Consider the following 25,479-nt stretch of genomic DNA (forward strand, 5'->3'; position numbering starts at 1 on the left):
TTCCCCTTCCTTCATTGGAGAGCCGCCATGCCGCCCAGTGACATCGCGTACGCCGAGCTGTACGTCGCGGACGACCGGGAGGCCTCCGGCTTCCTCGTCGACAGCCTCGGTTTCGTCCCCCTGGCGGTGGCGGGCCCCGCCACCGGCACCCACGACCGCCGGTCCACGGTGCTGCGCAGCGGCGAGGTCACGCTCGTGGTCACCCAGGCGCTGGCGCCGGACACCCCGGTCGCCCGGTACGTGGAGCGGCACGGCGACTCCATCGCCGACCTCGCCTTCGGCTGCGACGACGTGCGCTCCTGCTTCGACCGCGCGGTCCTCGCCGGTGCCGAGGCGCTTCAGGCCCCGACGCCCTCCCACCGGGCGGGCCAGGACGCGTGGTTCGCCACCGTCTCCGGCTTCGGGGACATCCGGCACACCCTGGTCCCGGCGGCGGACGGGGACGGCGCGGGGCTGCTGCCGCCCGACCGGGACTGGGCGCTGCTCCCGGCCGCCACCGGCCGCACGGGGCCGCGGCCCCTCCTCGACCACGTCGCCGTCTGCCTGGAGTCCGGCACGCTGCGGAGCACCGCCGAGTTCTACGAAGCGGCCTTCGACATGCCCTACTACTCCTCCGAGTACATCGAGGTGGGCGAGCAGGCGATGGACTCCATCGTCGTGCGCAACGCCGGCGGCGGCATCACCTTCACGCTCATCGAGCCGGACGACACCCGGGTGCCGGGCCAGATCGACCAGTTCCTGAGCGCCCACGACGGGCCGGGCGTCCAGCACCTGGCCTTCCTGGTGGACGACATCGTCGGCTCGGTCCGCTCGCTCGGCGACCGCGGCGTGGCCTTCCTGCGCACCCCGGGCGCCTACTACGACCTGCTCACCGAGCGGGTCGGCGCGATGGCCGACGCCATCGAGGACCTGCGCGAGACCAACGTCCTCGCGGACCGCGACGAGTGGGGCTACCTGCTGCAGATCTTCACCCGCTCGCCCTACCCGCGCGGCACCCTCTTCTACGAGTACATCCAGCGCAACGGCGCCCGCGGCTTCGGCAGTTCCAACATCAAGGCCCTGTACGAGGCCGTCGAGCGGGAGCGGGAAGTGGCCGGCCGATGACCTCCGCCGTCCGGCACCCGGCGGACCCCGAAGACCCGGCACCGGCGGACCCCGGCGGGTCCGGGGGCACGGCACCGGCGGACCCCGGCGGGTCCGGGGGCACGGCACCGGTGGACCCCGGCGGGTCCGGGGCCCCGGCGCCAGTGGCGGCCGGGAGCGCGGCGGGCGGCGCCGGTGCCGGCGCCGGGGTGCGGGAGCCGCTCACGCTCGACGACTTCGCGGGACTCGCACGCGGGCAACTGCCTGCCGCCACCTGGGACTTCATCGCGGGCGGCGCGGGGCGGGAGCGGACCCTCGCCGCCAACGAGGCCGTCTTCGGGGCCGTAAGGCTGCGGCCCAGGGCACTGCCCGGCATCGAGGAGCCGGACACCTCCGTGGAGGTGCTCGGCTCCCGGTGGCCGGCGCCCGTGGGCATCGCGCCGGTGGCCTACCACGGGCTCGCCCACCCCGACGGCGAACCGGCGACCGCCGCGGCGGCGGGCGCGCTCGGACTCCCGCTCGTCGTCAGCACCTTCGCCGGCCGGAGCCTCGAAGAGGTGGCCCACGCGGCGAGCGCACCGCTGTGGCTCCAGCTGTACTGCTTCCGCGACCACGAGACCACCCTGGGCCTGGCCCGCAGGGCCCGCGACAGCGGCTACCAGGCGCTGGTGCTCACCGTCGACACCCCGTTCACCGGCCGCCGGCTGCGCGACCTGCGCAACGGCTTCGCGGTCCCCGCCCACATCACCCCGGCCAACCTGACCGGCACGGCGGCGGCCGGCAGCGCCACCCCCGGCGCGCACAGCAGGCTGGCCTTCGACCGCCGCCTGGACTGGTCCTTCGTGGCCCGCCTGGGCGCGGCGAGCGGCCTGCCGGTGCTGGCCAAGGGCGTGCTGACCGCGCCGGACGCCGAGGCCGCGGTCGCCGCGGGCGTCGCGGGCATCGTCGTCTCCAACCACGGGGGCCGCCAACTCGACGGCGCACCGGCCACCCTGGAGGCGCTGCCCGAGGTGGTGTCCGCCGTGCGCGGACGCTGCCCGGTCCTCCTCGACGGCGGCGTCCGCACCGGCGCCGACGTCCTCGCCGCCCTGGCCCTCGGTGCCCGTGCCGTCCTGGTCGGGCGCCCCGCGCTGTACGCGCTGGCGGTCGGCGGCGCCGCGGGCGTGCGCCGGATGCTCACCCTGCTGACCGAGGACTTCGCCGACACGATGGTGCTCACCGGCCACGCCGCCACCGGCACGATCGGCCCGGACACCCTGGCCCCGCCGCACCACGCCCCGCCGCACCACGGGCCGCCCACCGCGCCCCGCCCGGCGCCGCACCGAGACAGGAGCCACGGATGACCACCACCACCCCAGCGCGCACGGACCGGGACGGCGTCCTGGCGCGGACCGCCCTGCACCCCAGCCTGTCCGCCCCGCTGCTCGACACGATGAACTTCCTCAACGAGGTGACCCTCCGCTACCCGCAGGCGATCTCCTTCGCCCCGGGACGCCCCTACGAGGGAGACTTCGACGTCGCACGCGTCCCCGGGTACATCGAGACCTACCTCGACCACCTGCGCGGGCGCGGCCACTCCGAGGAACGCGTCCGCACCGCGCTCTACCAGTACGGCGAAACCGCCGGGCAGATCAGGGACATCGTCGCCCGCATGCTCGAGGTGGACGAGGACCTGACGGTCGACCCCGCCTCCGTGGTGGTGACGGTCGGCTGCCAGGAGGCCGTCCTGCTCACCCTGCGCGCCCTGTTCACCGGTCCGGAGGACGTGCTCCTCGTCGACAGTCCCGCCTACGTCGGCATCACCGGCGCGGCCGGCCTGCTGGACATCCCCGTCGTGCCGGTGCCCGGCACCCCCGACGGGCCGAGCCCGGAAGGGCTGGAGCGCACCGTCCGGGAGATCGAGGCGAGCGGCCGGCGCGCCAGGTGCCTGTACGTGGTGCCCGACTGCTCCAACCCGACCGGCGTCAGCATGCGCCGCGAGGCCCGCACCGCCCTGCTCGACGCCGCCGCGCGGCTGGACCTGCTCCTCCTGGAGGACAATCCCTACGGGGTGTTCAGCCGGGTGCGCCGCCCCACCCTCAAGTCCCTCGACACCGAACGGCGCGTCGTCTACCTCGGTTCCTTCGCGAAGACGGCCTTCCCGGGCGCCCGCGTCGGCTTCGTCGTCGCCGACCAGCTCGTGGCCGGCGCGGACGGGCGGCCGCCCGGTCTGCTCGCCCACGAACTGGCCAAGGTCAAGAGCATGGTCACCGTCAACACCCCCACCCTGAGCCAGGCCGCGGTCGCCGGACTGCTGCTGCAGAACGGCGGGGGACTGCGGGCGGCGAACGAGGCATCGGCCCGCCACTACCAGTCCACGATGCGGTGCCTGCGCGACACCCTCGCCGCCGAACTGCCGCCCGGCGCACCGGAATCGGACGGCGTGCGGTGGAACGACCCGGACGGCGGGTTCTTCCTGACCCTCGACGTGCCCTTCGAGGCGGACGAGGCCGCGCTGGACGTCTCCGCGGAGAAGTACGGCGTCATCTGGACCCCGATGCGCCACTTCCACCTGGACGACGCGGGCGACCGGCAGATCCGCCTCTCGTGCAGCTACCTCACCACCGACCGCGCCGCCGAGGGGGCGACGCGGCTGGCCCGCTTCGTCAAGGACCGCGCGACGTCTAACGGTTGAGGTCGCTGTCCTTCACCAGTCCCGCCTCGTACGCGATGATCGCCGCCTGCACCCGGTTGCGGACCTCCAACTGGGTGAAGATGGCGCTGACATACGTCTTGATCGTGCCCTCGACCAGGTGCAGCCGCTGCGCGATCTCCGCGTTCGACAGACCGGCCCCCAGCATGCCGAGGACCTCCTGCTCCCGCTTGGTCAGCAGTGTCGTGCGCTCCCCCGACACCTCCGAGCGCGGTGAGGGGGCCCGGCGCAGCTCGGTCATCAGCCGCCGCGCCACCAGCGGGGAGAGGCAGGAGCCGCCGGACGCCACGGCCCGTACGCCGGAGATCAGGTCCCGCGGATCGGACGCCTTGAGCAGGAACCCGGCCACGCCCTGGTCCAGGGCCCGTTCGATGTACCGGTCCTCCCCGAAGGTGGTGAGGACGACGACCGCGGTGTCCGGGTTGGTGGTCCGCATCTCACCCGCGGCCGTCAGGCCGTCCATCTCCGGCATCCGGATGTCGAGCAGGGCCACGTCGGGCCGGTGCTTGCGGGCCAGTTCCACCGCCTCCCGCCCGTCGGACGCCTCGGCGACCACCTCGATGCCCGGTTCGGTCGTCAGGATGGAGCGAACCCCGGCCCTGATGATGGTCTCGTCGTCGGCGAGCAGTACGCGAATCATCCGATCCTTCCCTGGTGGTCAGAGCGTGTCCTTGGCCATGAGGACATCATCCTTGAAGCACAGCCGGTACATGGCGCCGCCGAAGTCGAGCAGACCGCTGCTCGCCCGGTAGTACTCGCAGGTCGTGCCGGCCGGGACGGACGGCTCGGAGGTGACCGGCGGCGGCTTCTTGATCCGGCGCTCCGGCAGCGCGGGCGCCAGATCGGCGCGGGTCTCGCCCACCCGGATCCGGGCGTAGTCCTCGGGGGCGAGGGACGTGGTCGCCGAGGTGAAGACGTAGAGCCCGCCGAGGAAGGCCACGATGGCGGCGCCGAGCACCGCCGGTATCAGCGCGGCCCGCCGGGCGTCCCGCCTGATCCGGGCCCGGGTGCGCAGCAGCGCGGCCCGGGAGGCGCTGCGCCACGGCCCGGAGGGGGCGGGCAGGTCCGCCGCGGCGGCCGCGGCCCGCCCCTCGTTGCCGGCCGTCGCGGCCCCGGGCGCCGTGCCGTCGCCCGAGCCACCGGCCGAGCCGTCCCCGTCGGCCGGCCCCGGCGGCTCGGTGGACCGCGACGGCGAGGAGGCGCCGCGCGGCAGTCGCGCGTACACCTCGAAACCGCCCGCCCGCGGGCCCGTGCGCAGCGTGCCGCCCGCGAGCCGGACCCGCTCGTCGAGGCCGATCAGCCCCGACCCGCTCCCGGCCGCCGGAACACTCCCGCCCCGCTCCGGCCGCTCGTTGACGACCGACACCACCGTCTCGTCCGCGGTGTGCGTCACCCGTACGTCGATGGGCGCGCCCGGCGCGTGCTTGGCCGCGTTCGTCAGCGCCTCCTGCACCACCCGGTAGGCCGCGAGGTCGGACAGCAGCGGCGTGCCGGGGCGGTCCCGGGCCCCGTCCTCCTGGAACCGGACCGGCGTACCGGAGCGCTGGAAACGGCGCACGAGCTGGGCGACGGACTCGTCGGCGGGGGTCAGCGACGGATTGGGGTCCTCCCGCAGCAGCCCGATCACCTCGTGCAGCCGCTCGGTGGCCATCGTGCACCGCTCCCGCAACTGGCCCACCGACTCCCGGTGCGGGTCCGACAGCCCGGGCGCCAGCTCCAGGCCGCCGGCGAGCAGGGCCATCACGCTCAGTTCGTGGCCCAGGGAGTCGTGGATGTCCTGCGCGATCCTGGCCCGCTCCTTCATCCTGGCCTGGTCGGCGATGTAGCGCTGGCGCCACTCCAGTTGCTCGGCGTGCTCCCAGCCGGCGTGGGTCAGCGCGGTGCGCTGGCTCCACCAGTTGCCCGCCCACCAGGGCAGCACACAGGCGACGAACTCGGTCATCAGCAGGCTCAGCCAGTCCTTGCCCTGGCCGACGGTGGCCACCAGCAGGAGCCCGGCCGCGGCGACACAGAGGAACACCAGGTGCGCGGGCCACAGCCGGGTCAGTCTGCGGCCCGCGAGGCAGCTCAGCACCACCGTCGCCATCGACGGCCACAGGTTCGCCCCGAACCACGGATAGAACAGCGTGAGCAGCGCCGCGAGCAGCAGGGACAGCAGCGGCGCGGTGCGCTGCACCACGACCGCGGCCGCGATGAGCAGACACGCGGTCAGCCAGGCGACCGGCGCGGTCTCGAGCGTCCCGGTGGCGAACGCGGAGGGCACGAGCAGTACGAGCAGCAGCACCAGATCGGCGCGCCGGGTGAACGGGCGCTCGGAGCCGAGGACCCGTACAAGCGATTCGATTCGTCGGCGCACGGCCTGCCATCGGTGCATTCCAGCACGCTACAAGAGCGGCCCCGGCCGCCGGATCTGCCGAAAGTCGACTGCGGTCGTTGCCGATCGCCAGATGTTTCGTGCCCTTGCCTCTCCCTAGCGTTGAGGACGTGACTTTGGAAGGAGCCACCAGGCGATGATCACTTTGGACCGACTGACCAAGCGGTACGGCGACAAGACGGCCGTCTCGGACCTCTCGTTCGAGATCAATCCGGGAAAGGTCACCGGATTCCTCGGCCCGAACGGCGCGGGAAAGTCGACGACGATGCGCATGATCGTCGGTCTGGACGCGCCCACCTCGGGGCGGGCCCTGGTGGGCGGCAAGCGTTACGAGGAGCTGCGGCACCCGTTGCGCGAGGTCGGTGCGCTGCTCGACGCCCGCGCGGGCCACCCCGGCCGTTCGGCCCGGCACCACCTGCTCGGGCTGGCCCGCAGCAACGGGATCCCGGCGTCCCGGGTCGGCGAGGTCCTTCAGACCGTGGGCCTGTCCGAGGTGGCGAACAAGCGCATCGGCTCCTTCTCCCTCGGCATGGGCCAGCGGCTCGGGATCGCCGCCGCCCTGCTGGGCGACCCCAAGGTGCTGCTCTTCGACGAGCCGGTCAACGGACTGGACCCGGACGGTGTCCGCTGGGTCCGCGAGCTGATGCGTTCCCTCGCGGCGGAGGGCAGGACGATCTTCGTGTCCAGTCACCTGATGAGCGAGATGCAGGAGACCGCCGACCACCTCCTGGTCATCGGGCGCGGAAAGATCATCGCCGATGCGCCGATCGAGGAGGTCATCGCGGGCAGCTCGCTGACCGCCGTACGGGTGCGGACCCCGCAGCCCGACGTGCTCAGGCGGGAGCTGCTGGAGTTCGGACTGCGCGTCGAGCCGAACGCGGACTCCGCGCCCGACGAACTCCTCGTCGTCGGCGGAACCCTGGAGGAGATCGGCGACCTCGCCTTCCACCACCGCGTTCCGATCCACGAACTCAGCATGCGCAAGGCCAGCCTGGAACAGGCGTACATGGAACTCACCGCCGCGAGCGTGGAGTACGGCTCTCCCGCGCTCTCCCAGGTCACCGAAGTCCCGGACCACCAGAAGGCGTAACTGGATATGACTACTACAACCGTCCCCAAGCTCGTGGGTCCCGTGAAGGGCGGCGGCTTCAAGGGCGCCGTCGCCTTCGAGTGGACCAAGTTCTGGAGCGTGCGGGCCACCTGGTGGAACCTGGCCGTCGGCCTGCTGCTCACCGTGGCCTTCGCCGCCATGGTCGGCGCCTCCGCCGACGCCAGCGCGAAGAAGGGCGTCGACGTCACGATGCCCGCCCCGCACCACGCCTCGCAGGCCTTCCTCATCTCCCAGCTGACCATCGTGGTCCTCGCCACCCTCGCCCTCACCAGCGAGTACTCCAGCGGCTCGATCCGCACCACGTTGCAGAGCGTGCCCGCGCGCGGCCGGATGCTGCGCTCCAAGACCCTGGTCGTCGCCGCCGTCGTGGTCGCGTCGGGCTTCGTCTTCAGCCTGCTGGGCACCCTGGTGGCCGCGCCCCTGATGGGCGACTACGGCGACTACAGCAGCGGCCAGCTGTTCGGCACCGCGCTCGGCGCCGGGGTCTACCTCGCCCTCCTCGCCGTCATGGCCATCGGGCTCGGCACCGTCCTGCGCAGCGCCGCGGGCACCATCACCACCCTCATCATGGTCCTGCTCGCGCTGCCCCAGCTGATGGGCGTCGTCGGCGCCAAGTGGCTGGAGACCGCCTCGGACTACATGCCGAGCGTCGCCGGTACCGTCCTGCTGACCCAGGACAGCGACCCCTACGGCGCCGGCACCGCACTGCTGGTCCTCCTGCTGTGGGCCCTGGCCGCCTACGCCGCCGGCACCGCGGTGCTGCGTCGCCGCGACGCCTGACCCGCCACTCGTCCGGGCTCCCCAGGGGGAGCCGGGGGCCGTGCTCCGGCTGCCGGAGCACGGCCCCTTCGTCGATACCGGTGCGATAAGGGGCCCATAGCGGGCCCAGCCAAGGTGGTGGAGCCGTATCCGCCCCCCCACCTTGGAGGCCGCCCGTGCGCACCACCACCAGGACCCGGACCACGCTCGCCGCCGTCGGTGCGGCGCTCGCCCTCGGCGTCGCCGCCGCGCCCGCCCAGGCGGCCCCCGCGGACAAGCCCCAGGTACTCGCCTCCTTCACGCAGACCAGCGCGTCCAGCCAGAACGCCTGGCTCGCGGCCAACCGGAACCAGTCCGCCTGGGCCGCCTACGAGTTCGACTGGTCCACGGACCTGTGCACCCAGGCGCCCGACAACCCCTTCGGCTTCCCGTTCAACACGGCCTGCGCGCGCCACGACTTCGGTTACCGCAACTACAAGGCGGCGGGCAGCTTCGACGCCAACAAGAGCCGTATCGACAGCGCCTTCTACGAGGACATGAAGCGCGTCTGCACCGGCTACACCGGCGAGAAGAACACGGCCTGCAACAGCACCGCCTGGACCTACTACCAGGCCGTCAAGATCTTCGGCTGAGCCGAGCCGAGCCGAGCCGAGCCGAACGAGCCTGCCGAGCCGAGCAGGGCGGAGCAGGCAGCGCGGGCCCCGGGCCGAGGAGGGGAAGACGCATGCGCAGCGTCGTCATCGTGGGCGCCGGTGTGATCGGCCGCTCCGTCGGGCTCGCCCTGCGGCGGCACGGCGTGACCACGTACCTGACCGACGCCGACCCCGAGGCGGCGCTGGCGGGCGAACGCTGCGGGGCCGGCTTCGCGGCGCCGCCGCCGCGGCAGGCCGACATCGCGGTGCTCGCGGTGCCGCCCGACCAGGTCGCGCCGGTGCTCGCCGAGCACCAGAAGCTCGGCACGGCCCGCTGCTACACCGACGTCTCCGGCGTCAAGGTGCGTCTGCACCGGGAGGTCAGGGCGCACGGCTGCGACCTGACCTCCCTGGTCAGCGGCGCCCCCGTGGTCGGCGGCAGCGGCCCCGTCCAGGCCCGCGCCGACCTCTTCGACGGCAGGCCCTGGGCGCTCACGCCCACCGAGGCCACCGGGAACCTCGCCCTGAACTGCGCGCTGGAACTGGTCGCGCTGTGCGGGGCGGTCTCGGTGCTGCTGGACCCCGAGACCCACGACCGCGCCGTGGCCCTCGTCTCGCACGCCCCGCACCTGGTCGCGAGCCTGGTCGCCGCGCGGCTGCTCGGCGGCGACGAGTCGGCCGTACGGCTGGCCGGCCAGGACCTGCGGGACGTCACCAGGACCGCGGACGCCAACCCGGAACGCTGGGCCCGCATCCTGACCGCCAACGCCGGTCCCGTCGCCGACCAGTTGGACGACTGGGCGGCCGAGGCGCAGGCGATGGCCCGCGAACTGAGGGACGCCGCGCGGTCCGGCGACACCGACGGCCCGGTCCGGCTGCGGGAGACCCTGCGCTTCGGCGTGGCCGGACGCGCCCGCATCCGGGAGCCGCACACTCCCTCGTCCTGACCCCCGGGGGCGACGGACCGCCGCGGCCCCGGCATCCCGAGGACCCGCGCCACCACCGTCATCCGGCACCACCGATGGAAAGGACACGACCATGCGTGGAATCCTGCGCGCCACGTCGCTCACCGCGGCGATCGGCGCGGTCGCCCTGCTCCCGACGACGGCCGCCTCCGCCGCGCCCGCCGGGCCCGCGGCCTCCGGCTGTGTCACGGACAGCGAGACCGAGGACTTCGGCCGGGGCGAGATCACCGTCTGCGTCGAGGACGGCGAGGTACGGGTGACCGGCCACGTCGAGGACCTCAAGCCCGGCGGCCCCTTCAACGGAGGCGACTCCGGCTGCGTGGGCTGGTGGATCGACTGGGAGACGGCGTCCGGACCCGACTCCAGCACCAGCACCCTGGCCTGCCCGCACTTCACCGACAAGCCCTACGTCGAGTTCGACTACGACCCGACCGAGTCGGAGTACGGCCCCAAGGACGTCACGGGCGTGGCGGACACCCATCTCACGATGGTCTTCATGTGACGCTCCCGCCCGCACGCCCGGCCCTGTCGAAAGGACAGGGCCGGGCGTGCGGGCGGACGACGGAAGTCCAGGCGCTTCACCGGCCGGCCCACGAAGATCGCATCCACTTGTGGCGACCAAGGTGATGAAACCGCCGTTGCCGCTTTCACCTCGTGCTTCCCGCTCCTAGCGTGATCGGTGTTCCTGCTTCCGACGAAGTGAGCGCTGATGCCGAACGTGAGGGAAGCCGGTCGTCCGGCGCGCCGGTGTGCCACCCTCGTGGCGGCCCTGCTGCTGGCCCTCGTGCCCTTCGGCGCGGGCGCCCCCGGCACGGCAGCCGCGCGTGCCGCGCCGGCCGCCGACGCCGCGTGGACCGCGTCCGCCGTGCCCGCGCCGACCGGCGCCCTGCCGGTCGGCGTGCGCACCGCGCACCTGCGCGACACCTCCCGGCGCGACCCCTGGAACCCCGACCGGTACCGCGAGCTGGCCCTCTCGCTCTGGTACCCGGCGCTGCCCTCGCGGGCGCCGCGCGCCTCGTACGTCACGGCCAAGGAGTCGGCGCTGATCCTGCGCTTCCACCGGGTCGAGGGCGTGCCCGCCGACCTGCTCGCCCGTTTCCGCGTCCACGCGCGCACGGCCCCGCCGCCGCTGCCCGCGCCCGCCCGCGGGCTGCCCCTCGTCCTGCTCTCGCCGGGCTTCGCGCTGCCCCGCTCGTCGCTGACCGGGCTCGCCGAGGAGCTGGCGAGCCGCGGGTACGCCGTCGCCGCGGTCGACCACGCCTACGAGGCCCCGGCCATCAGCCACCCCGACGGCCGCGTGACCGGCTGCCTGGCCTGCCGACGGCACCCGGAGGGCGCACGGGTCGCCGCCACCCGCGCCGCGGACCTCCGCTTCGTGCGCGAGCGGCTGCTGCGGTCGCCGGGCGCCGTGGGGCTGCCGCGGCTCGACCCGTCGCGGGTGGCGGTGGTGGGCCACTCGATGGGCGGTGCCGCCGCCTTCGAGGCGCTGCGCACCGACGCCGGCTTCGCCGCCGCGGCCAACCTGGACGGCACCGTCCACACCGGCGGCAGGAGCCCGGTAAACCGGCCGTTCCTGCTGCTCGGCGCCGGCGAACACGGCCGGCCCGGCGCCGACCCCACCTGGCAGCGGGCCTGGCGGGACCTGTCGGGGCCGCGCCGCTGGCTGTCGGTGCGGGGCGCCGGGCACCTGTCCTTCACCGACTACGCCCGGCTCCTCGAACGCACCGGCACGGCGGGCGAGGAGGTCACGCTCGGCGCGGCCGACGCCGGGCGCGTCACCAGGGAGCTGGTGGTGGCCTTCCTCGACGAACGGCTGCGGCGGTACGGGCCACGCCTCGACACCGCCGCCCGGCAGGACCCGGAGGTCGTCACCCACGGAGGCTGAGCGGCCCGTGGGAAAACGGATCGATATCGGAAGGAAAGACGGTCTCAGTACCTTGACCGGGGTCGGCAGGGTCCGCGACCCGCGCAGAGTCTCCAGCCCGACGCTCCCGGAAGGAATGCGACGTGACCAATCCGTTCGAAGACGCAGACGGCCGCTATCTCGTGCTGGTCAACGATGAGGGGCAGCACTCGCTGTGGCCGTCCTTCGTGGACGTGCCCGCCGGGTGGACGGTCGCCCTCGGCGAGTCCGACCGGGAGGCGTGCCTGGAGTACGTGGAGAAGAACTGGACCGACATGCGGCCCAGGAGCCTCGTGGAGGCGATGAGCACCGGCAACTGACCGGACCACGACGGCCCGTACGTCCCCGGCAGGGGGCGTACGGGCCGTCGCCGTTCCCGGCTCAGTCGGTGAGGGCCACGGCGACCGGGGCCGGGGTCTCCAGGGACCCCGCGGCCGTCAGGCAGTGGGACGCGTGCAGCCGCACCAGCTCCTGCCACTTAAAGCGCATCCCGCCCCAGCGGCTGCGGCCGACCGCCTCCAGGAGCTGCGCGTCGACCAGGGTCTCGATCAGGTCCTCGGCCTCCAGCAGGTCCGTGCCGAGCACCTGGGCCGCCTGCTCCGCGTCGAAGTCCGCGTCGCCGAGGCGGCTCAGCTCCCGGTAGGCGAAGGCCACCCTGGGGTCCAGCTCCCGCATGCTGCGGTCCAGCCGGGCGCGCAGCGAGTCCTCCCCGATGCTGAGGGCCGCCAGCCGGTCGCCCGAGCGTTCCAGCCGGCAGACCAGGTCGAGCACCCGCCAGTGCGTCTTGGTGAGCAGCCTGGCCGCGGCGGCCCGCAGCGCCAGCGGCGAGTGCCCGCACAGCGCGGCGAGCCTGCTGGTCGCCTCGGGCACGTCCTGCGCCCGTGAGTCCCGCAGCACGCCGGCCAGCGTCTCCCGCGCCTCGTCGTCCGACAGGGGCGCGACCCGCAGCCGGAAGGTGCGGTACTTCTGCATCAGTTCGTCCAGATTGGCCCGGCCGGTGATGAGTACGCAGCACCCGCCGCTCGTGGGCAGCAGATGACGTACCTGGGCGTAGGAGGAGGCGTGGTCGAGCACGATCAGGACCCGCCGGCCCTCCAGCAGTCCGCGGTACCGCTCCGCCGCCTCCGCGGGCTCGGCGGGCAGCGGACCCTCGTCCCCCAGCTGGCGCAGGAACTGGTGGAGCACCTCCAGCGGGCCGCCCTCCCGCAGGTCGGCGAAGAGCTGCCCGTCGGGAAATCTGTGCGCCGCACGGTGCGCCCAGTTGACCGCCAGGCTCGTCTTTCCGATTCCGGGACTTCCGGTGAGGTAGGCGATGGCGGGCGGATTCTGCGCCGATCCGTCGAGCAGCACATCATCCATCAACCACTGCTCGCGGCTACGCCCGATGAAGTAGGCGTCGCTTTCCGGAAGCTGACTCGGAACGGTCTGCTGCCGGTCCTTTCGCGCCGCCGCTATGCCCAGGACGCCGAGCTGCGGGAATTCGTCGCGCAGGATCGAGTCGTGCAGCGACTGGAGGTCGGTACCCAGTTCGAGACCGATCTCTTCGATGGAATACCGCATTCCGTCGCGGAATGTCGTGAGTGCCTCCGCCCGCCGTCCCGAACGGTACTGAGCGAGCATCAGGTAGTAGCGCAGCCGGTCGCGCAGCGGGCAGGCACCCACCAGTGCCTGGAGTTCGCCCAGGACCGACTGGTGCTCGCCGAGTTGGAGGCGCAGCGCCATGTGCTGTTCGACGGCCAGCATGCGCTGTTCGTCCAGCCGGGCCGCCTCGGTCTCGGCGAAGGGTGCGTGGACGCCGCCCAGGGCGGGGCCGCGCCACAGGGCCAGGGCCTGGCGCAGGGCCTCGGCCGCCGGGGCCGGACGTTCGTCCGCCGTCAGTTCGGTGGCTCTGGAGACCAGTTGTTCGAAACGGAGCGAGTCGAGTGAGTGGCCGGCGAGGCTGAGCATGTAGCCGGGTGTGGCCGTGATGATGGTTTCCTGTTCCCAGCCCGCGGTACGGAAGATTTTGCGCAGTGTGGCGATGCAAATGGCCACCTGGGTGCGCGCGGTACTGGGCGGACGGCCGTTCCAGACCTCCTCGATCAGGGAGTCGAAAGAAACGACCTGATTAGCGGAGAGAAGTAGTGCGGAGAGCACGGCCCGTTGCCGGGGGCCGCCCACCGTAAGACCTCGGCCATTCATGTGCACTTCGAGTGGCCCGAGCACTCCGAATTCGAGACCGGCGGTCGGGGTTTCCTTTTGGGAGACTTCCGCATTTCCGATTCTCTGGTATATCGGTTCTATCAGCCGAAGATCCATGACCTCTTGATACCCCCGCGTCAAGTTGTGCTGATGTCTGCGTGCCGAAACTCTCCGAAGCCGTCGGGTGCCACGGGCATGAAGACTTCGTTACGGCCGGGTCAGCAGGGTTCACCGCTGGTCGGGGCCTCGTCGTCATGTCACTCACCTCCGGGTCCGGGTCGCTGCGTCAGGAGCTGCTGGTCCGTGCGTGAGCCTCACTTCCCTTCGGGTCGTGCGCCCGGACCGGTGGCCGGGCGGCAGTGCGAGGGGGTGCGTCGACGAAAGTCGCGGTCGTGGTTGCCGGTGCGGCGCTGCCTGCGACCCGGCCCAATCTGACCTGCGGAACTTTTCCTTCGTAGCCGGCTCCCCCCTGCCTGCAGTCGGAATAATACGGATCTTCTTTGAATCCAACACTCAACTTTCGGCAGGTCTCTGCCCTTGCTTTCGTCAGTGCGCCGTTTGCTATTCCCCGATGGCCTGGATTCAGCCCCGAGGTTACCTGCCGGTCGCTCTCGCCGCCGATTGCGTAAGGAATGTGAAATCCGCTGGTGGCGGCGGATGCCGGGGCTCGTTCCGGTCCCGTGGCGGGCCGCCCGTCGAACGGCCCGGAAGCGGCTCCTCCGGCCGCACCGCTGCGCAGGTTTGGCCGGATCGTGTCGTTCCGGTCGCCGCGGGGCGCACAAAGACGGAGGGGACGCCCGGCACGGACCGGGCGTCCCCTCCTCTTCACCGGGCGGTACGGGGGTCGACCGCCCGGTGGGCTCAGTCGGCGTCGAGACGACGCCGCATACGTGCCCACACGAACTCCAGCACCAGCCCGGCGACCGCCGCACAGGCGACCGCCGCCCACGGCGCGGTGACGCCGACCAGCTTCAGCTGGAAGAACTCCTGGAGGTAGGGCACCACCAGCACCACGGCGAAGCCCACCGCCATGGTCAGCACCAGCAGCACGCGCCACCAGGTGTAGGGGCGGGCGATGACGGCCAGCGCCCACAGGGCCGTGAGGAACAGCGCGAGGGTCGCCGCCGAGGTCTCGGCGTCCAGGTTGTCGTCGTACACCGACCGGGCGATCAGATAGGCGACCGAGGTGGCGGCGGCCGCGAGCGCGCCGGCCGGGATCGCGAACCTGAGCACCCGGCCGACGAAGTTGGACCTGGCCCGCTCCTTGTTGGGCGCGAGGGCGAGGAAGAACGCGGGGATGCCGATGGTCAGCGACCCGACCAGCGTGATGTGGCGCGGCAGGAACGGGTAGGGCACCTGGGCGATCACGACCACCAGCGCCATCAGCACCGAGTAGACGGTCTTGGTGAGGAAGAGGTTGGCCACCCGCTCGATGTTGCCGATGACCCGGCGCCCCTCCGCGACCACCGAGGGCAGCGCCGAGAAGTTGTTGTTCAGCAGGACGATCTGCGCGACCGCCCGGGTGGCCGGGCTGCCCGAGCCCATCCCCACGCCGATGTCCGCGTCCTTGAGCGCGAGGACGTCGTTGACGCCGTCGCCCGTCATCGCCACGGTGTGCCCGCGGGACTGGAGCGCGCCCACCATGTCCCGCTTCTGCTGCGGTCCCACCCGTCCGAAGACGGTGTTCTCCTCGACCGCGTCGGCCAGTTCGGCCGGCTCGTCCGGCAGGAACCGGGCGTCCACCGGCCGTTCCGCCCCGGGCAGCGACAGGCTCGACGCCACGGCTCCCACCGAGACCGCGTTGTCGCCCGAGATCACCTTGGCCGTGACGCCCTGGTCGGCGAAGTAGTCCAGGGTGGCCCGCGCCTCCGGCCGCACCCGCTGCTTGATGACGACGAGCGCGGCGGCCGTGACGGCGGCGGGCACGGCCGCGGGGTCGTCCATCAGCGCGTCCAGCGGCCGGTCGCTGCGCGCCAGGAGCAGGACCCGCAGGCCCCGGGCCCCGTAGGAGTCGGCGGCGGTGAGCACCGAGTGCCCGGCCGGCAGCATCGTGTCCGGTGCCCCCAGCAGCCACGCCGACTCCGTGCCGGAGGGCTCGGCGAAGGAGGCGCCGCTCCAGCGCCGGGCGGACGAGAACGGCGCGGTGGCGGTGCGCCGCCAGCCCTCGGGGGCGGGGTACGACTCGATGATCGCCTGGAGGCTGGCGTTGGGCCGCTCGTCGGCGGCGCCCAGGGCACCGAGCACCGCGTCGACCGGCAGCTCCGGCAGCAGCGGAAGGACCTCGTCGACGTCCATCGAGGCCTCGGTGAGCGTGCCCGTCTTGTCCAGGCAGACCGTGTCCACCCGCGCCAGCCCCTCGATGGCGGGCAGCTCCTGCACGAGGCACTGCTTCTTGCCGAGCCGGACCACGCCGACCGCGAAGGCCAGCGAGGTCAGCAGCACCAGGCCCTCGGGCACCATGGGGACGAGACCGCCCACCATGCGCCGGATCGCCTCCGAGAAGTTGTCGTCGTTCACCACGAACTGGGTGATGATCAGCGCGATGCCCGCCGGGACGATCGCGTAGGTGACGAACTTCAGGATCCGGTCGATGCCGTTGCGCAGCTCGGAGTTGACGAGGCTGAAGCGCCGCGCCTCGTCGGCGAGCTGCGAGGCGTACGCCTCCTTGCCCACCCGGGTGGCGGTGAACGTCCCCGAGCCGGCCACCACGAAGCTGCCGGACATCACCGGGTCGCCGGGCTGCTTGACCACCGGGTCGGCCTCGCCGGTGAGCAGCGACTCGTCGACCTCCAGGCTGTCGCCCGAGGTGACGGTGCCGTCCACCACGATCTTGTCGCCCTGACCGAGGTCGATGGAGTCGTCGATGACGATCTCGGAGGCGCTGAGTTCCAGCCGCTGCCCGTCCCGCCACACCCGCGGCCGGCTCTCGCCGACGATCGCCAGCTGGTCCAGGGTCCGCTTGGCGCGCACCTCCTGGATGATGCCGATCGCGGTGTTGGCGAGGATGACGCCGCCGAACAGACCGTCCTGCACCGGCCCGACGATCATCACGATGACGAACAGCACGCCGATGATCGCGTTGATGCGGGTGAACAGGTTGCTGCGGACGATCTCCCCGATCGTGCGGCTCGACCGGGCCGGTACGTCGTTGACCTGCCCCGCCGCGACCCGTTCGGCGACCTCCGCCGCGCTCAGGCCGCCACCCCCGCCGACGCGGACCGCGCCCCCCGGCTCGTCCAACTGGTTCTTCATCCCTGACGCCCTCCGGGCTCGACTCCGCGCTCAGTTCCGGTCTCGGCTGCGTCCCCCGCGAAGTGACTGTAGGAGCCCGTCATCCGCCGTCACCAGGCACGAACGACGTCTCTTGGGCCTTACTTTCGACAGGGACGGATCTTGGCCGGGCGGGGCGAAAACCAATCGATATCGAGGAGAAAGTTGACGCTCCTACCGTCGTGCGGGCAGGCCCGGCGGGCATCGTCTTGCCCGCGTCCACCCCCACCCGAGGAGATCCCGACGCATGCGCGCACAGACGAGCGGACCCACCGTGACCGGGGACGACGTGCAGGGGCAGCTGGCGGAACTGCGGCGGAGCCACCCCGAGCTGCACGCCCTGGCCGACCCCCGGCGGATCGCCGCCTGGGAGGCGGCCAGGGGCAGCGCCCCCGGGCGGCACGACGATTTCGGCGCCGACGGCGAGGGCAGCCGGGGCGTGGAGTACGTACAGGCCCAGGCCCTCAACCGGCGCGCCCGCGAGACGGGGATCAGGAAGCTCCTCGGCTTCGCCGAGACCGCCCGCCGCACCGCGGCCGGCGACCGGCCCGTCCTGGTCGACCTGCTCGGCGGCGACGGACTGGTGCGCAAGGTCTGCGAGGAGCTGGGCATCGGCGACTTCAACATCCTCACCTGCGACGCGTCCCCCCACATGGTGACCACGGCGTGGGCGGCCGGCGTGCCCGCCCTGCTCCAGCGGGCCGAGCAGCCGCTGCTGCGCGACCACAGCGTCGACGCCGTACTGCTGGCCTACGGCTCGCACCACGTGCCGTCCTCGGACCGGCAGACGGTGGCCACCGAGGCCCGCCGGATGCTCCGCCCCGGCGGCACGTTCGTCCTGCACGACTTCCTCGTCGGCTCGCCGGTGGACGTGTGGTTCGAGGAGGTCACCGACGTGTACTCGGCGACCGGCCACAAGTTCCTGCACTTCACCCGGGACGAGATCGAGGGGTACCTGGAGAAGGCCGGCTACGACCACCGCGAGGTCGTGGAGATCGACGACCCCTACACCGCGGTCGCCGCCACCCCCGAGGAGGCGGAGCTGGAGATCGGCCGGTACCTGCTGAACATGTACGGCCTGGTCAAGGTCTTCGAGGGGCGCACCGAGCAGGAGGCGTACCGCTGGGTCGCCGAGACCGCCAAGGCCGTCTTCCGCTACCCGGACGCCGAGGGCGGCCTCGCCTCGAGCGAACTGCGCCAGGAGGGCACCGGCGGGTGGCGCGTCACCATTCCGCGGCGTGCCGTCGTCGGAGTGGGCCGGGTCTCGGCCACCGCCGGGAAGGCGGCATGACCACCCACGCCGCCGAGGCGCCCACGACGGACCCACAGGGCGCACCGGGCTCACAGAAGCCACCGGACGCGACGGAGGCCGAGGAGGCCGCCCGCGCCACCGTCCCGCACCGCGCCGCCGCCGCGGCACTCGCCCGCGAGCACGACGTCGTCCCGCTCCACCAGGAGTTCCTGGACGACTCGGTCAGCCCCGTCACCGCCTTCGCCCAGCTGTGCGGACCGGACGAGGCGGGCTTCCTGCTGGAGAGCGTGCCGGTCTCCGGCGGCGTGGCACGGTACTCGTACGTCGGTCACCGACCGGTGCCGCTCGAGCCGACCGGCGGCGACCCGCTGACCGCGCTGCGGTCCCACCTGGCCCGGTCCGTGGCGCCGGTGCCCGGACTGCCGCCGTTCCACGGCGGCGTCGTCGGCTACCTCGGGTACGAGGCGGCCCGCCACTTCGAGGACCTGCCCCTGGCCGCCGGACCGCCGCCCGGACTGCCCGAGTCCGCCTTCCTCGCCGCCGACGACCTCGTCGTCTTCGACCACGCGACCCGGCGCGTCCTGCTGATGACCCTGTACCGCCCGGCCCGCGAGTCCTACGACGACGCCGTCGCCCGCATCGTGCGCCTCAACCGCGCCCTGCGCCGCGCGCCGGCACCCGCCGCCTTCTCCGGCCGCCCGCTCGCCGCCGCCACGCCGGCCGACCACGGGACGCAGGGCTGGACCGCGAACCTCACCGAGGCACAGTTCACCGAGCGGGTCGCCCGCGCCCGGGAGCACATCGCGGCCGGTGACGCCTTCCAGATCGTGCTCTCCCGGCGGCTCAGCAGGCCGCTGCGCGCCCGGCCGACCGACCTGTACCGGCACCTGCGGGCCACCAACCCCTCGCCGTACATGTACCACCTGAGCCTGGGCGGCGGCCGGCACGTGATCGGCGCCTCGCCCGAGCTGCTCGTCAAGGCGGAGGGCCGCACGGTGCGCACCCGGCCCCTCGCGGGCACCCGGCCCCGCCACCCCGACCCCGCCGAGGACCTGCGGCTGGAGCGGGAGCTGCGCGCCGACGAGAAGGAACGCGCCGAACACGTCATGCTGGTCGACCTCGGTCGCAACGACCTGGGCCGGGTCACCGAGCCGGGCACGGTCCGGGTGGAGCGGCTGATGCGGGTCGAGCGCTTCTCCCACGTGATGCACCTGTCGTCCACCGTGCGCGGACGGCTCGCCGAGGGCCGGGACGCGCTGGACGCCCTGCGCTCGGCCTTCCCCGCCGGAACGCTCTCCGGGGCGCCCAAGATCCGGGCCATGGAGATCATCGCCGAGCTGGAGCCCGAGCAGCGCGGGGTGTACGGCGGCGCCCTCGGCTTCGTCGGCGCGGACGGTCTGACCGACTTCGCCATCGCCCTGCGCACCATGGTCGTCGCCGACGGCCACGTGCACGTGCAGGCGGGCGCCGGGATCGTCGCCGACTCCGACCCCGCGGCCGAGTTCCGCGAGACCCTGCACAAGTCGCGCGCCATGCTCACGGCCGTACGGCGGGCGGAGGCGGCGGCATGAGCGCCCCCACCGGCACCCGCGTGGGCACGGCGCCACGGGTCGCGGTGATCGACAACTACGACTCGTTCACCTACAACCTCGTCCACTACGTCGCCGAACTGGGCGGCCGCCCCACGGTGTTCCGCAACGACGCCGTCACCGTCGCCGAACTCGCCGGATTCGACCTGCTGCTGCTCTCGCCGGGCCCCGGCACCCCCGCCGGCGCCGGCATCTGCGTGGACGCGGTCCGCGCACTCGGCGCACGGCTGCCCGTCCTCGGCGTGTGCCTGGGCCACCAGGCCGTCGCCGTCGCCTACGGCGGCTCGGTGGTGCGCGGCGAGCAGGTGCACGGCAAGGCCAGTGCCGTGCACCACGACGGCGGCGGGGTGTTCGCCGGCCTGCCCGACCCGTTCAGCGCCACCCGCTACCACTCGCTCGTGGTCGAGCCCGCCGGCCTGCCGGACGAGCTGACCGTCACCGCCCGCACCGCGGACGGCACGGTCATGGGCCTGCGCCACCGCACGCACCCGGTCCACGGGGTGCAGTTCCACCCCGAGTCGGTGCTCAGCCCCGAGGGCAAGCAGCTGATCGCGAACTTCCTGGAGTGCGTCGATGATTGAGTCACTGAGAACGCTCGTGCAACGGCCCCTCACCGAGGCCGAGGCGGCCGACGCGATGCGCGTGATCATGCGCGGCGAGGCCACGGCCGCCCAGATCGCCGCCTTCGCACTGGCCGTCACGGTCCGCGGCGCCTCCGCCGACAACCTGGCCGGCATGGCCCGCGCCGCCCAGGAGTTCGCCACCCCGGTCCCGCGCGCGGGCGGCGATCTGCTCGACACCTGCGGGACCGGCGGCGACGGGCTGAACACCTTCAACATCTCCACCGCCGCCGCGATCGTCGCCGCCGCCTGCGGGGTACGGGTCGCCAAGCACGGCAACCGCAGCGCGTCCTCCGCCTGCGGCAGCGCCGACGTGCTGGAGGAACTGGGCGTCCGCATCGACCTCGGCGCCGAGGAGGCCGCCGCCTGCCTGGACCGCACCGGGATCACCTTCCTGTTCGCCCCGGTCTTCCACCCGGCCTTCCGGCACACGGCGGGACCGCGCCGGGAACTGGGCGCGCGGACCGTCTTCAACCTGCTGGGACCCCTGTGCAACCCCTCGGGCGCCCGGCTGCGCACCCTGGGGGTGCCGAGCCGCGAGCTGGTGGAACCGATGACCGAGGTCCTCGAACGGCTCGGCGTCACCCGCGCCCTGGTCTTCCACAGCGCGGACGGCATGGACGAACTGAGCACCGCCGCCCCCGCCCACCTGGTCGAACTGCGCGACGGACGGCGCACCACCCACCGCTTCGACCCCGCCGAGCACGGCCTGGCCCGGTCCCGCCCCGGCGACCTGGCGGGCGGCGACCGCGCCGTCAACGCGGCCGTCCTGCGCCGTGTCCTGGCCGGCGGGCGCGGACCCGCGCGGGACGTCGTCCTGCTCAACGCCGCCGCGGCGCTGCGGGTCGCCGGCCTGGCCGGCACCTGGTCCGACGGGCTGCGGCTGGCCGCGTCCGCCGTCGACGGGGGCGCCGCCGCGGGCCTGCTCGACCGCTGGGCCCACGCCTCCTGGCAGCGGGCGGACCTGGTGGAGGTGCCGGCATGAGCGGCATCCTCGCCGGCCTCGTCGCCGAGGCCGAGTCGCAGACCGGGCGCCGGCGCGCGCTGCGCACCGAGGCGAAGCTGACCGAGCTGGCCGCCGCGGCGCCCCCGGCCCGGGACTTCGCCGCCGCGCTGCGCGAACCCGGGCTCGCGGTCATCGCCGAGATGAAGCCCCGCAGCCCCTCCAAGGGGCCGCTCACCGACGACTACCGGCCGGCCGAACTGGCCCGCGCCTATCAGGGCGGCGGCGCCCACGCCGTGTCGGTGCTCACCCACGAGGCGGGCTTCGGCGGCAGCCCGGACCACCTGGCCGTCGCCCGCGCCGCCTGCGAACTCCCCGTCCTACGCAAGGACTTCGTCGTCGACGAGTACCAGATCCTGGAGGCCCGGGCGCTCGGCGCCGACGCCCTGCTGCTGATCGTCGCCGCGCTCGCCCCCGCACGGCTCGCCGCACTCCTGGCCCGCACCCGTGCCTGCGGCATGGAGGCGCTGGTCGAGGTGCACGACGAACGGGAAGTGGACGTGGCCCTGGAGGCGGGCGCCGACGTGATCGGCGTCAACCACCGCGACCTGCGGGACTTCTCGATCGACCGGACCCTTTCGGCCCGGCTGCGGGGGCGGGTCGGCACCGGGCGGGTCATGGTCGGGGAGAGCGGCGTGCGCGGCGCACCCGACGCCCGCGCGCTGGAAGCGGCCGGGGTGGACGCGGTCCTGGTCGGAGAACTGCTCATGCGGGCCGGTGACCCCGGTACCACGATCAAGGGACTGGTCGGATGACGGCGAGCGACACGTACACGCAACCCCGCACGGCCCCGGCCGGGACCGGCACCGCGGCCCCGGGCCCGACCGGCCCCGCGGCCGACGCCGGGCGGGGCGGATGGACCCCCGGCTCGTGGCGGAGCCGGCCGGCCGCGCAGCAGCCCGAGTGGCCCGACCCCGGGGAACTGCGCGGCGTGGAGGACACCCTCGCGCTCAGGCCGCCCCTGGTGCTGCCCGACGAGATCCTCGACCTGCGCCGCTCCCTGGCCCAGGTCGCCGCGGGGGAGGGCTTCCTGCTCCAGGCGGGCGACTGCGCGGAGCGGTTCGGCTCCTGCACCGAGGCAGGGGTGCGCGGCAAGCTGCGGGTCATCCTCCAGGTGGCCATCCTGCTCACCTACGGCTCCGGGCTGCCGGTGGTGAAGGTGGGCAGAATCGCCGGCCAGTTCGGCAAGCCCCGCAGCCGCCCCACGGAGACCGTCGACGGCGTCGAACTGCCCGTCTACCGCGGGGACATCGTCAACGGCCCCGAGTTCACCGCCGAGGCCCGCCGCCCGGACGCCGGCCGGCTGCTGAGCGCCTACCACCACGCCTCGGCGGCCCTGAACGTGCTGCGGGCGCTGACCCTGGGCGGCTACGCCGACCTGGGCCAGGTCCACGACTGGAACCAGGAGTTCGTCCGGCGCAGCCCCGCCGGACAGCGGTACGAGAAGGCCGCCGACGACATCACCTGGGCCCTCAGGTTCATGTCCGCCTGCGGCCTGGACACCCGCTCCCAGGCCGCCCTGCACCAGGTCCAGCTCTACACCTCGCACGAGGCGCTGCTGCCGCAGTACGAGCAGGCGCTGATCCGGTACGACGAGAAGCGGCGGGGCTGGTTCGACACCAGTGCGCACCTGCTGTGGATCGGCGACCGCACCCGCGGCGTCGACGGCGCGCACGTGGAACTGCTCGCCGGGGTGGACAACCCGGTCGGCGTCAAGGTGGGGCCCACCATGGGCGTCGACGACCTGCGGGAACTGTGCGAGCGGCTGGACCCCGACCGGGCGCCGGGCCGGCTCGTCCTGATCAGCAGGCTCGGCGCCGGGCGCGGCGCGGAGCTGCTGCCGCCGCTGCTGCGGGCCGTGCGGGACGCCGGGCACGCTCCGGTGTGGGCCTGCGACCCCATGCACGGGAACACCTTCGTCTCCGCGAGCGGCTACAAGACCCGCCGGCTGTCGGACATCACCACCGAGGTGGCCGAGTTCTTCGCGGTGCACCGCGAGGAGGGCCTGCACCCGGGCGGCATCCATCTCGAACTCACCGGCGACGACGTCACCGAGTGCCTCGGCGGCGACCTCGACGAGGTGCTGGACACCCACCTGGCCAGCCGGTACGAGACGGCCTGCGATCCCCGGCTGAACGCCGCCCAGTCGATCGAACTCGCCTTCGGCGTCGCCCGGTTGCTGCGTGAGCTGCGCGGCGGTGCGTGAGGGCGGGTGCGTACGGGCCGGGAGGGTGGGGCGGAGCGTTCCACCGCCCGGCCGTCGTACTGCCGAAGGTAAGGCCCCTACCTGACGAACGCCAGGTGCGCCGCCGTGAACGGTCTCCGTACCCTCGTGCGCAGGGGCCTGAAAAATCCCCCGCAGGCTCCTGGCGCAACCGGCCCGGGGGCGGCGGGTCCGCCGAGTCCGGACCCGCCGCCCCCGGGCCGCTGTCCGCCCCCGCGGTGGGTCAGACGACCGCCACGCGGCAGAAGCGCCCCGCCACCCGCAGCTCGGTCTCGACCAGGTCCGCCGTGTGCCGCAGCTCCGGCAGGATCTGCGCCACGCAGTCGTCCGCCGTGCGGCGGGCCGCGTGCAGCGCGACGTTCAGGGCCGCCACCACCCGCCCCGTACGGTCCCGCACCGGGACCGCGATGGCGCGCAGCCCGGCCTCCAGCTCCTCGTCGACCAGGGCGTAGCCCCGCGCCCGGACCTCGGGCAGGGCCAGCAGGACGCGGCCCAGCGCCGTCGCACGGGCCGGCAGCCGGGTGCCGACCGTGACCCGGGCGCTCAGGACACGGGCCGCGGACGCCCGGGCCGTGTACTGGATCTCCTCGCCCGAGTCCGACAGGACGGCGAGGGACGCCGACTCGTGGACCCGCTCGGCCAGGGCGGTCAGGTGGGGCTGGGCGATCTCGGGGAGGGAGGTGCGGGACAGCGGCGGGAAGCCGAGGGACAGGACCCGGGGGGTGAGGGTGAAGGTGTGGCCGGCGGCGGGCGCCACCAGGCCCGCCCGTGCGTGGGTGAGCAGTGCCCGGCGGGCGGTCGCACGGGCCAGGCCGGTCGCCTGCGCGACCTGGGTCAGGGTCAGCGCGGAGCGGCCCTCGCCGAAGGCGGTCAGTACGGTCAGGCCGCGGGCCAGGGACTCGACGAACTCCCGGCCCAGTTCCTGCTTGGAGGCGCCCGTCCACAGGGCCAGGCCGGCGGGCGGCGGGCCCGGTTCCGGGGCCGGTGCGGCGCGCAGGTCGTCCTCCATCGCCGTGACCGCCGCGCGCAGCCGGGGGAGCAGGGCGGCCCGCAGGTCCGGTGCCGTGTGGCGGCTGGTGTGGCTCACCACGCTGGCCACGCACGCCACCCGGCCGGTGCCGGGGTCCCGTACCGGGACCGAGACGGCGACCAGGCCCGGTTCGATCAGCTGGTCGTCCAGCGCCCAGCCGTCGGCCGCCGCCTTCGCCGCCCGCCGGGCGAAGTCCTCGCCGGGGGCGCCGGGTTCGCGTGGCGGCACGGCGGGGAAGGAGTGGTCTCCCGGGTCCGCGGCCCGGCGCTCCCGCCACCGGTGCCAGTCCGATGCGGTCCATTCCGCGGCGAACAGGGGCCCCGGGGCGGTGCGTTCGGCCGGCAGCAGGTCGCCGATGCGGAAGCTCAGGGACATGGCGCGGCGGCGGGTGGCCTGGTGGATGAAGCGGATGCCGTCCCGGTCGCCGACGGCCAGTGACACGGACTCGTCGAGTTCGTCGGCCAGGCCGTCGGCACGGGCGGAGAGCAGGGCGGGGAGGCGGAGCGCGGCGAGATAGGCGTTGCCGAGCTCCATCAGGCGGGGGGCCAGGGCCACGTCCCGGCCGTCCAGCCGGACGTACCCCATGCGGGCGAGGGTCGCCGTGAGGCGGTCGACCGTGGAGCGGGCCAGGCCGGTGGTCCGCTCCAGGGCACTGAGGCTGAGGGTGCCGCCGTCCGCCCCGGTCAGCCGGCCGAGTACGGCGATGCCGCGCAGCAGCGGCGCGACCGCCTCGTCGCGGGCGGCGTCGTGAGTGGTGTGGGCGGGCATCGGCTCTCCGGTACGGCGATCAC

The 25,479-nt window shown here is 73.6% G+C and carries 21 protein-coding genes; 16 read left to right on the forward strand and 5 right to left on the reverse strand.

The annotated features are described in order from the left end of the window. The first annotated feature begins 27 nt into the window (after positions 1–27). The 3 genes from hppD to R2E43_RS22040 are packed head-to-tail and all read left to right on the forward strand — an operon-like array spanning position 28 to position 3,757. Positions 28–1,104: a 4-hydroxyphenylpyruvate dioxygenase gene (gene hppD / locus R2E43_RS22030; protein WP_003975586.1), complete on the forward strand. Its 1,077-nt coding sequence runs from the start codon at positions 28–30 to the stop codon at positions 1,102–1,104. Beyond that, entirely contained in the window at positions 1,101–2,426 is a 1,326-nt protein-coding gene (locus tag R2E43_RS22035; RefSeq protein ID WP_332056500.1) for an alpha-hydroxy-acid oxidizing protein, read from the forward strand. Before hppD ends, R2E43_RS22035 begins: the two co-directional genes overlap by 4 nt. After that, on the forward strand, positions 2,423–3,757 hold the full coding sequence (locus R2E43_RS22040) for an aminotransferase-like domain-containing protein (protein ID WP_003975588.1): 1,335 nt from the start codon (positions 2,423–2,425) through the stop codon (positions 3,755–3,757). The genes R2E43_RS22035 and R2E43_RS22040 overlap by 4 nt, the downstream gene beginning before the upstream one ends. Here R2E43_RS22040 and absA2 read toward each other — a convergent pair. Then, positions 3,747–4,415, reverse strand: coding sequence for a two component system response regulator (gene absA2 / locus R2E43_RS22045; protein ID WP_003975589.1), 669 nt, complete (start codon positions 4,413–4,415; stop codon positions 3,747–3,749). The genes R2E43_RS22040 and absA2 overlap by 11 nt on opposite strands. An 18-nt stretch (positions 4,416–4,433) precedes the next feature. Further along, positions 4,434–6,149, reverse strand: a complete 1,716-nt coding sequence (locus R2E43_RS22050) for a sensor histidine kinase (protein WP_038534772.1) — start codon at positions 6,147–6,149, stop codon at positions 4,434–4,436. Between the two features lie 136 nt (positions 6,150–6,285). Between R2E43_RS22050 and R2E43_RS22055 the strand changes: the two genes are divergently transcribed. The 7 genes from R2E43_RS22055 (at position 6,286) to R2E43_RS22085 (ending at position 11,839) form a co-directional block, all read left to right on the forward strand. Then, a complete protein-coding gene (locus tag R2E43_RS22055) occupies positions 6,286–7,239 on the forward strand; it encodes an ABC transporter ATP-binding protein (RefSeq protein WP_003975592.1) in 954 nt (317 codons plus the stop codon). A gap of 6 nt (positions 7,240–7,245) precedes the next feature. Then, positions 7,246–8,040, forward strand: coding sequence for an ABC transporter permease subunit (locus R2E43_RS22060; protein WP_003975593.1), 795 nt, complete (start codon positions 7,246–7,248; stop codon positions 8,038–8,040). A 155-nt stretch (positions 8,041–8,195) separates the two neighbouring features. Further along, entirely contained in the window at positions 8,196–8,651 is a 456-nt protein-coding gene (locus tag R2E43_RS22065; RefSeq protein ID WP_003975594.1) for a phospholipase, read from the forward strand. A 92-nt stretch (positions 8,652–8,743) separates the two neighbouring features. Next, complete coding sequence (locus R2E43_RS22070; protein ID WP_003975595.1) at positions 8,744–9,598, forward strand: prephenate dehydrogenase; 855 nt, start codon at positions 8,744–8,746, stop codon at positions 9,596–9,598. A 91-nt stretch (positions 9,599–9,689) separates the two neighbouring features. Next, the gene (locus R2E43_RS22075; protein ID WP_332056501.1) at positions 9,690–10,118 is read left to right on the forward strand and encodes a hypothetical protein; all 429 of its coding nucleotides are present in this window, start codon (positions 9,690–9,692) and stop codon (positions 10,116–10,118) included. 207 nt (positions 10,119–10,325) lie between these two features. Continuing rightward, positions 10,326–11,501, forward strand: coding sequence for an alpha/beta hydrolase family protein (locus R2E43_RS22080; protein WP_332056502.1), 1,176 nt, complete (start codon positions 10,326–10,328; stop codon positions 11,499–11,501). A 122-nt stretch (positions 11,502–11,623) separates the two neighbouring features. Then, complete coding sequence (locus R2E43_RS22085) at positions 11,624–11,839, forward strand: MbtH family protein (RefSeq protein ID WP_003975599.1); 216 nt, start codon at positions 11,624–11,626, stop codon at positions 11,837–11,839. A gap of 61 nt (positions 11,840–11,900) precedes the next feature. Here the strand turns inward: R2E43_RS22085 and R2E43_RS22090 are convergent, their stop codons facing one another. Continuing rightward, a complete protein-coding gene (locus tag R2E43_RS22090; protein ID WP_003975600.1) occupies positions 11,901–13,817 on the reverse strand; it encodes an AfsR/SARP family transcriptional regulator in 1,917 nt (638 codons plus the stop codon). Positions 13,818–14,561: 744 nt separating this feature from the next. Beyond that, on the reverse strand, positions 14,562–16,952 hold the full coding sequence (locus tag R2E43_RS22095; RefSeq protein ID WP_106518848.1) for an HAD-IC family P-type ATPase: 2,391 nt from the start codon (positions 16,950–16,952) through the stop codon (positions 14,562–14,564). A gap of 265 nt (positions 16,953–17,217) precedes the next feature. On the opposite strand from R2E43_RS22095, the gene R2E43_RS22100 reads away from it, so the two are divergent. The 6 genes from R2E43_RS22100 to R2E43_RS22125 are packed head-to-tail and all read left to right on the forward strand — an operon-like array spanning position 17,218 to position 23,640. After that, entirely contained in the window at positions 17,218–18,261 is a 1,044-nt protein-coding gene (locus R2E43_RS22100; protein WP_016326468.1) for a class I SAM-dependent methyltransferase, read from the forward strand. Then, positions 18,258–19,793, forward strand: a complete 1,536-nt coding sequence (locus tag R2E43_RS22105) for an anthranilate synthase component I family protein (protein WP_332056503.1) — start codon at positions 18,258–18,260, stop codon at positions 19,791–19,793. Before R2E43_RS22100 ends, R2E43_RS22105 begins: the two co-directional genes overlap by 4 nt. After that, complete coding sequence (locus tag R2E43_RS22110; RefSeq protein ID WP_332056504.1) at positions 19,790–20,392, forward strand: anthranilate synthase component II; 603 nt, start codon at positions 19,790–19,792, stop codon at positions 20,390–20,392. The genes R2E43_RS22105 and R2E43_RS22110 overlap by 4 nt, the downstream gene beginning before the upstream one ends. A 16-nt stretch (positions 20,393–20,408) precedes the next feature. After that, positions 20,409–21,416 carry an anthranilate phosphoribosyltransferase gene (gene trpD / locus R2E43_RS22115; protein ID WP_037898115.1) on the forward strand — a complete coding sequence of 336 codons (1,008 nt, stop codon included), beginning with the start codon at positions 20,409–20,411 and terminating at the stop codon, positions 21,414–21,416. Further along, on the forward strand, positions 21,413–22,189 hold the full coding sequence (trpC, locus tag R2E43_RS22120) for an indole-3-glycerol phosphate synthase TrpC (RefSeq protein ID WP_011028830.1): 777 nt from the start codon (positions 21,413–21,415) through the stop codon (positions 22,187–22,189). The genes trpD and trpC overlap by 4 nt, the downstream gene beginning before the upstream one ends. Further along, positions 22,186–23,640: a class II 3-deoxy-7-phosphoheptulonate synthase gene (locus R2E43_RS22125; protein WP_030872394.1), complete on the forward strand. Its 1,455-nt coding sequence runs from the start codon at positions 22,186–22,188 to the stop codon at positions 23,638–23,640. The genes trpC and R2E43_RS22125 overlap by 4 nt, the downstream gene beginning before the upstream one ends. 241 nt (positions 23,641–23,881) lie before the next feature. On the opposite strand, the gene R2E43_RS22130 is transcribed toward R2E43_RS22125, so the two are convergent. Further along, a complete protein-coding gene (locus R2E43_RS22130; RefSeq protein ID WP_265697846.1) occupies positions 23,882–25,456 on the reverse strand; it encodes an IclR family transcriptional regulator domain-containing protein in 1,575 nt (524 codons plus the stop codon). Positions 25,457–25,479 lie beyond the last annotated feature (23 nt).

Source organism: Streptomyces violaceoruber (assembly GCF_033406955.1).
Taxonomy (GTDB): domain Bacteria; phylum Actinomycetota; class Actinomycetes; order Streptomycetales; family Streptomycetaceae; genus Streptomyces; species Streptomyces violaceoruber.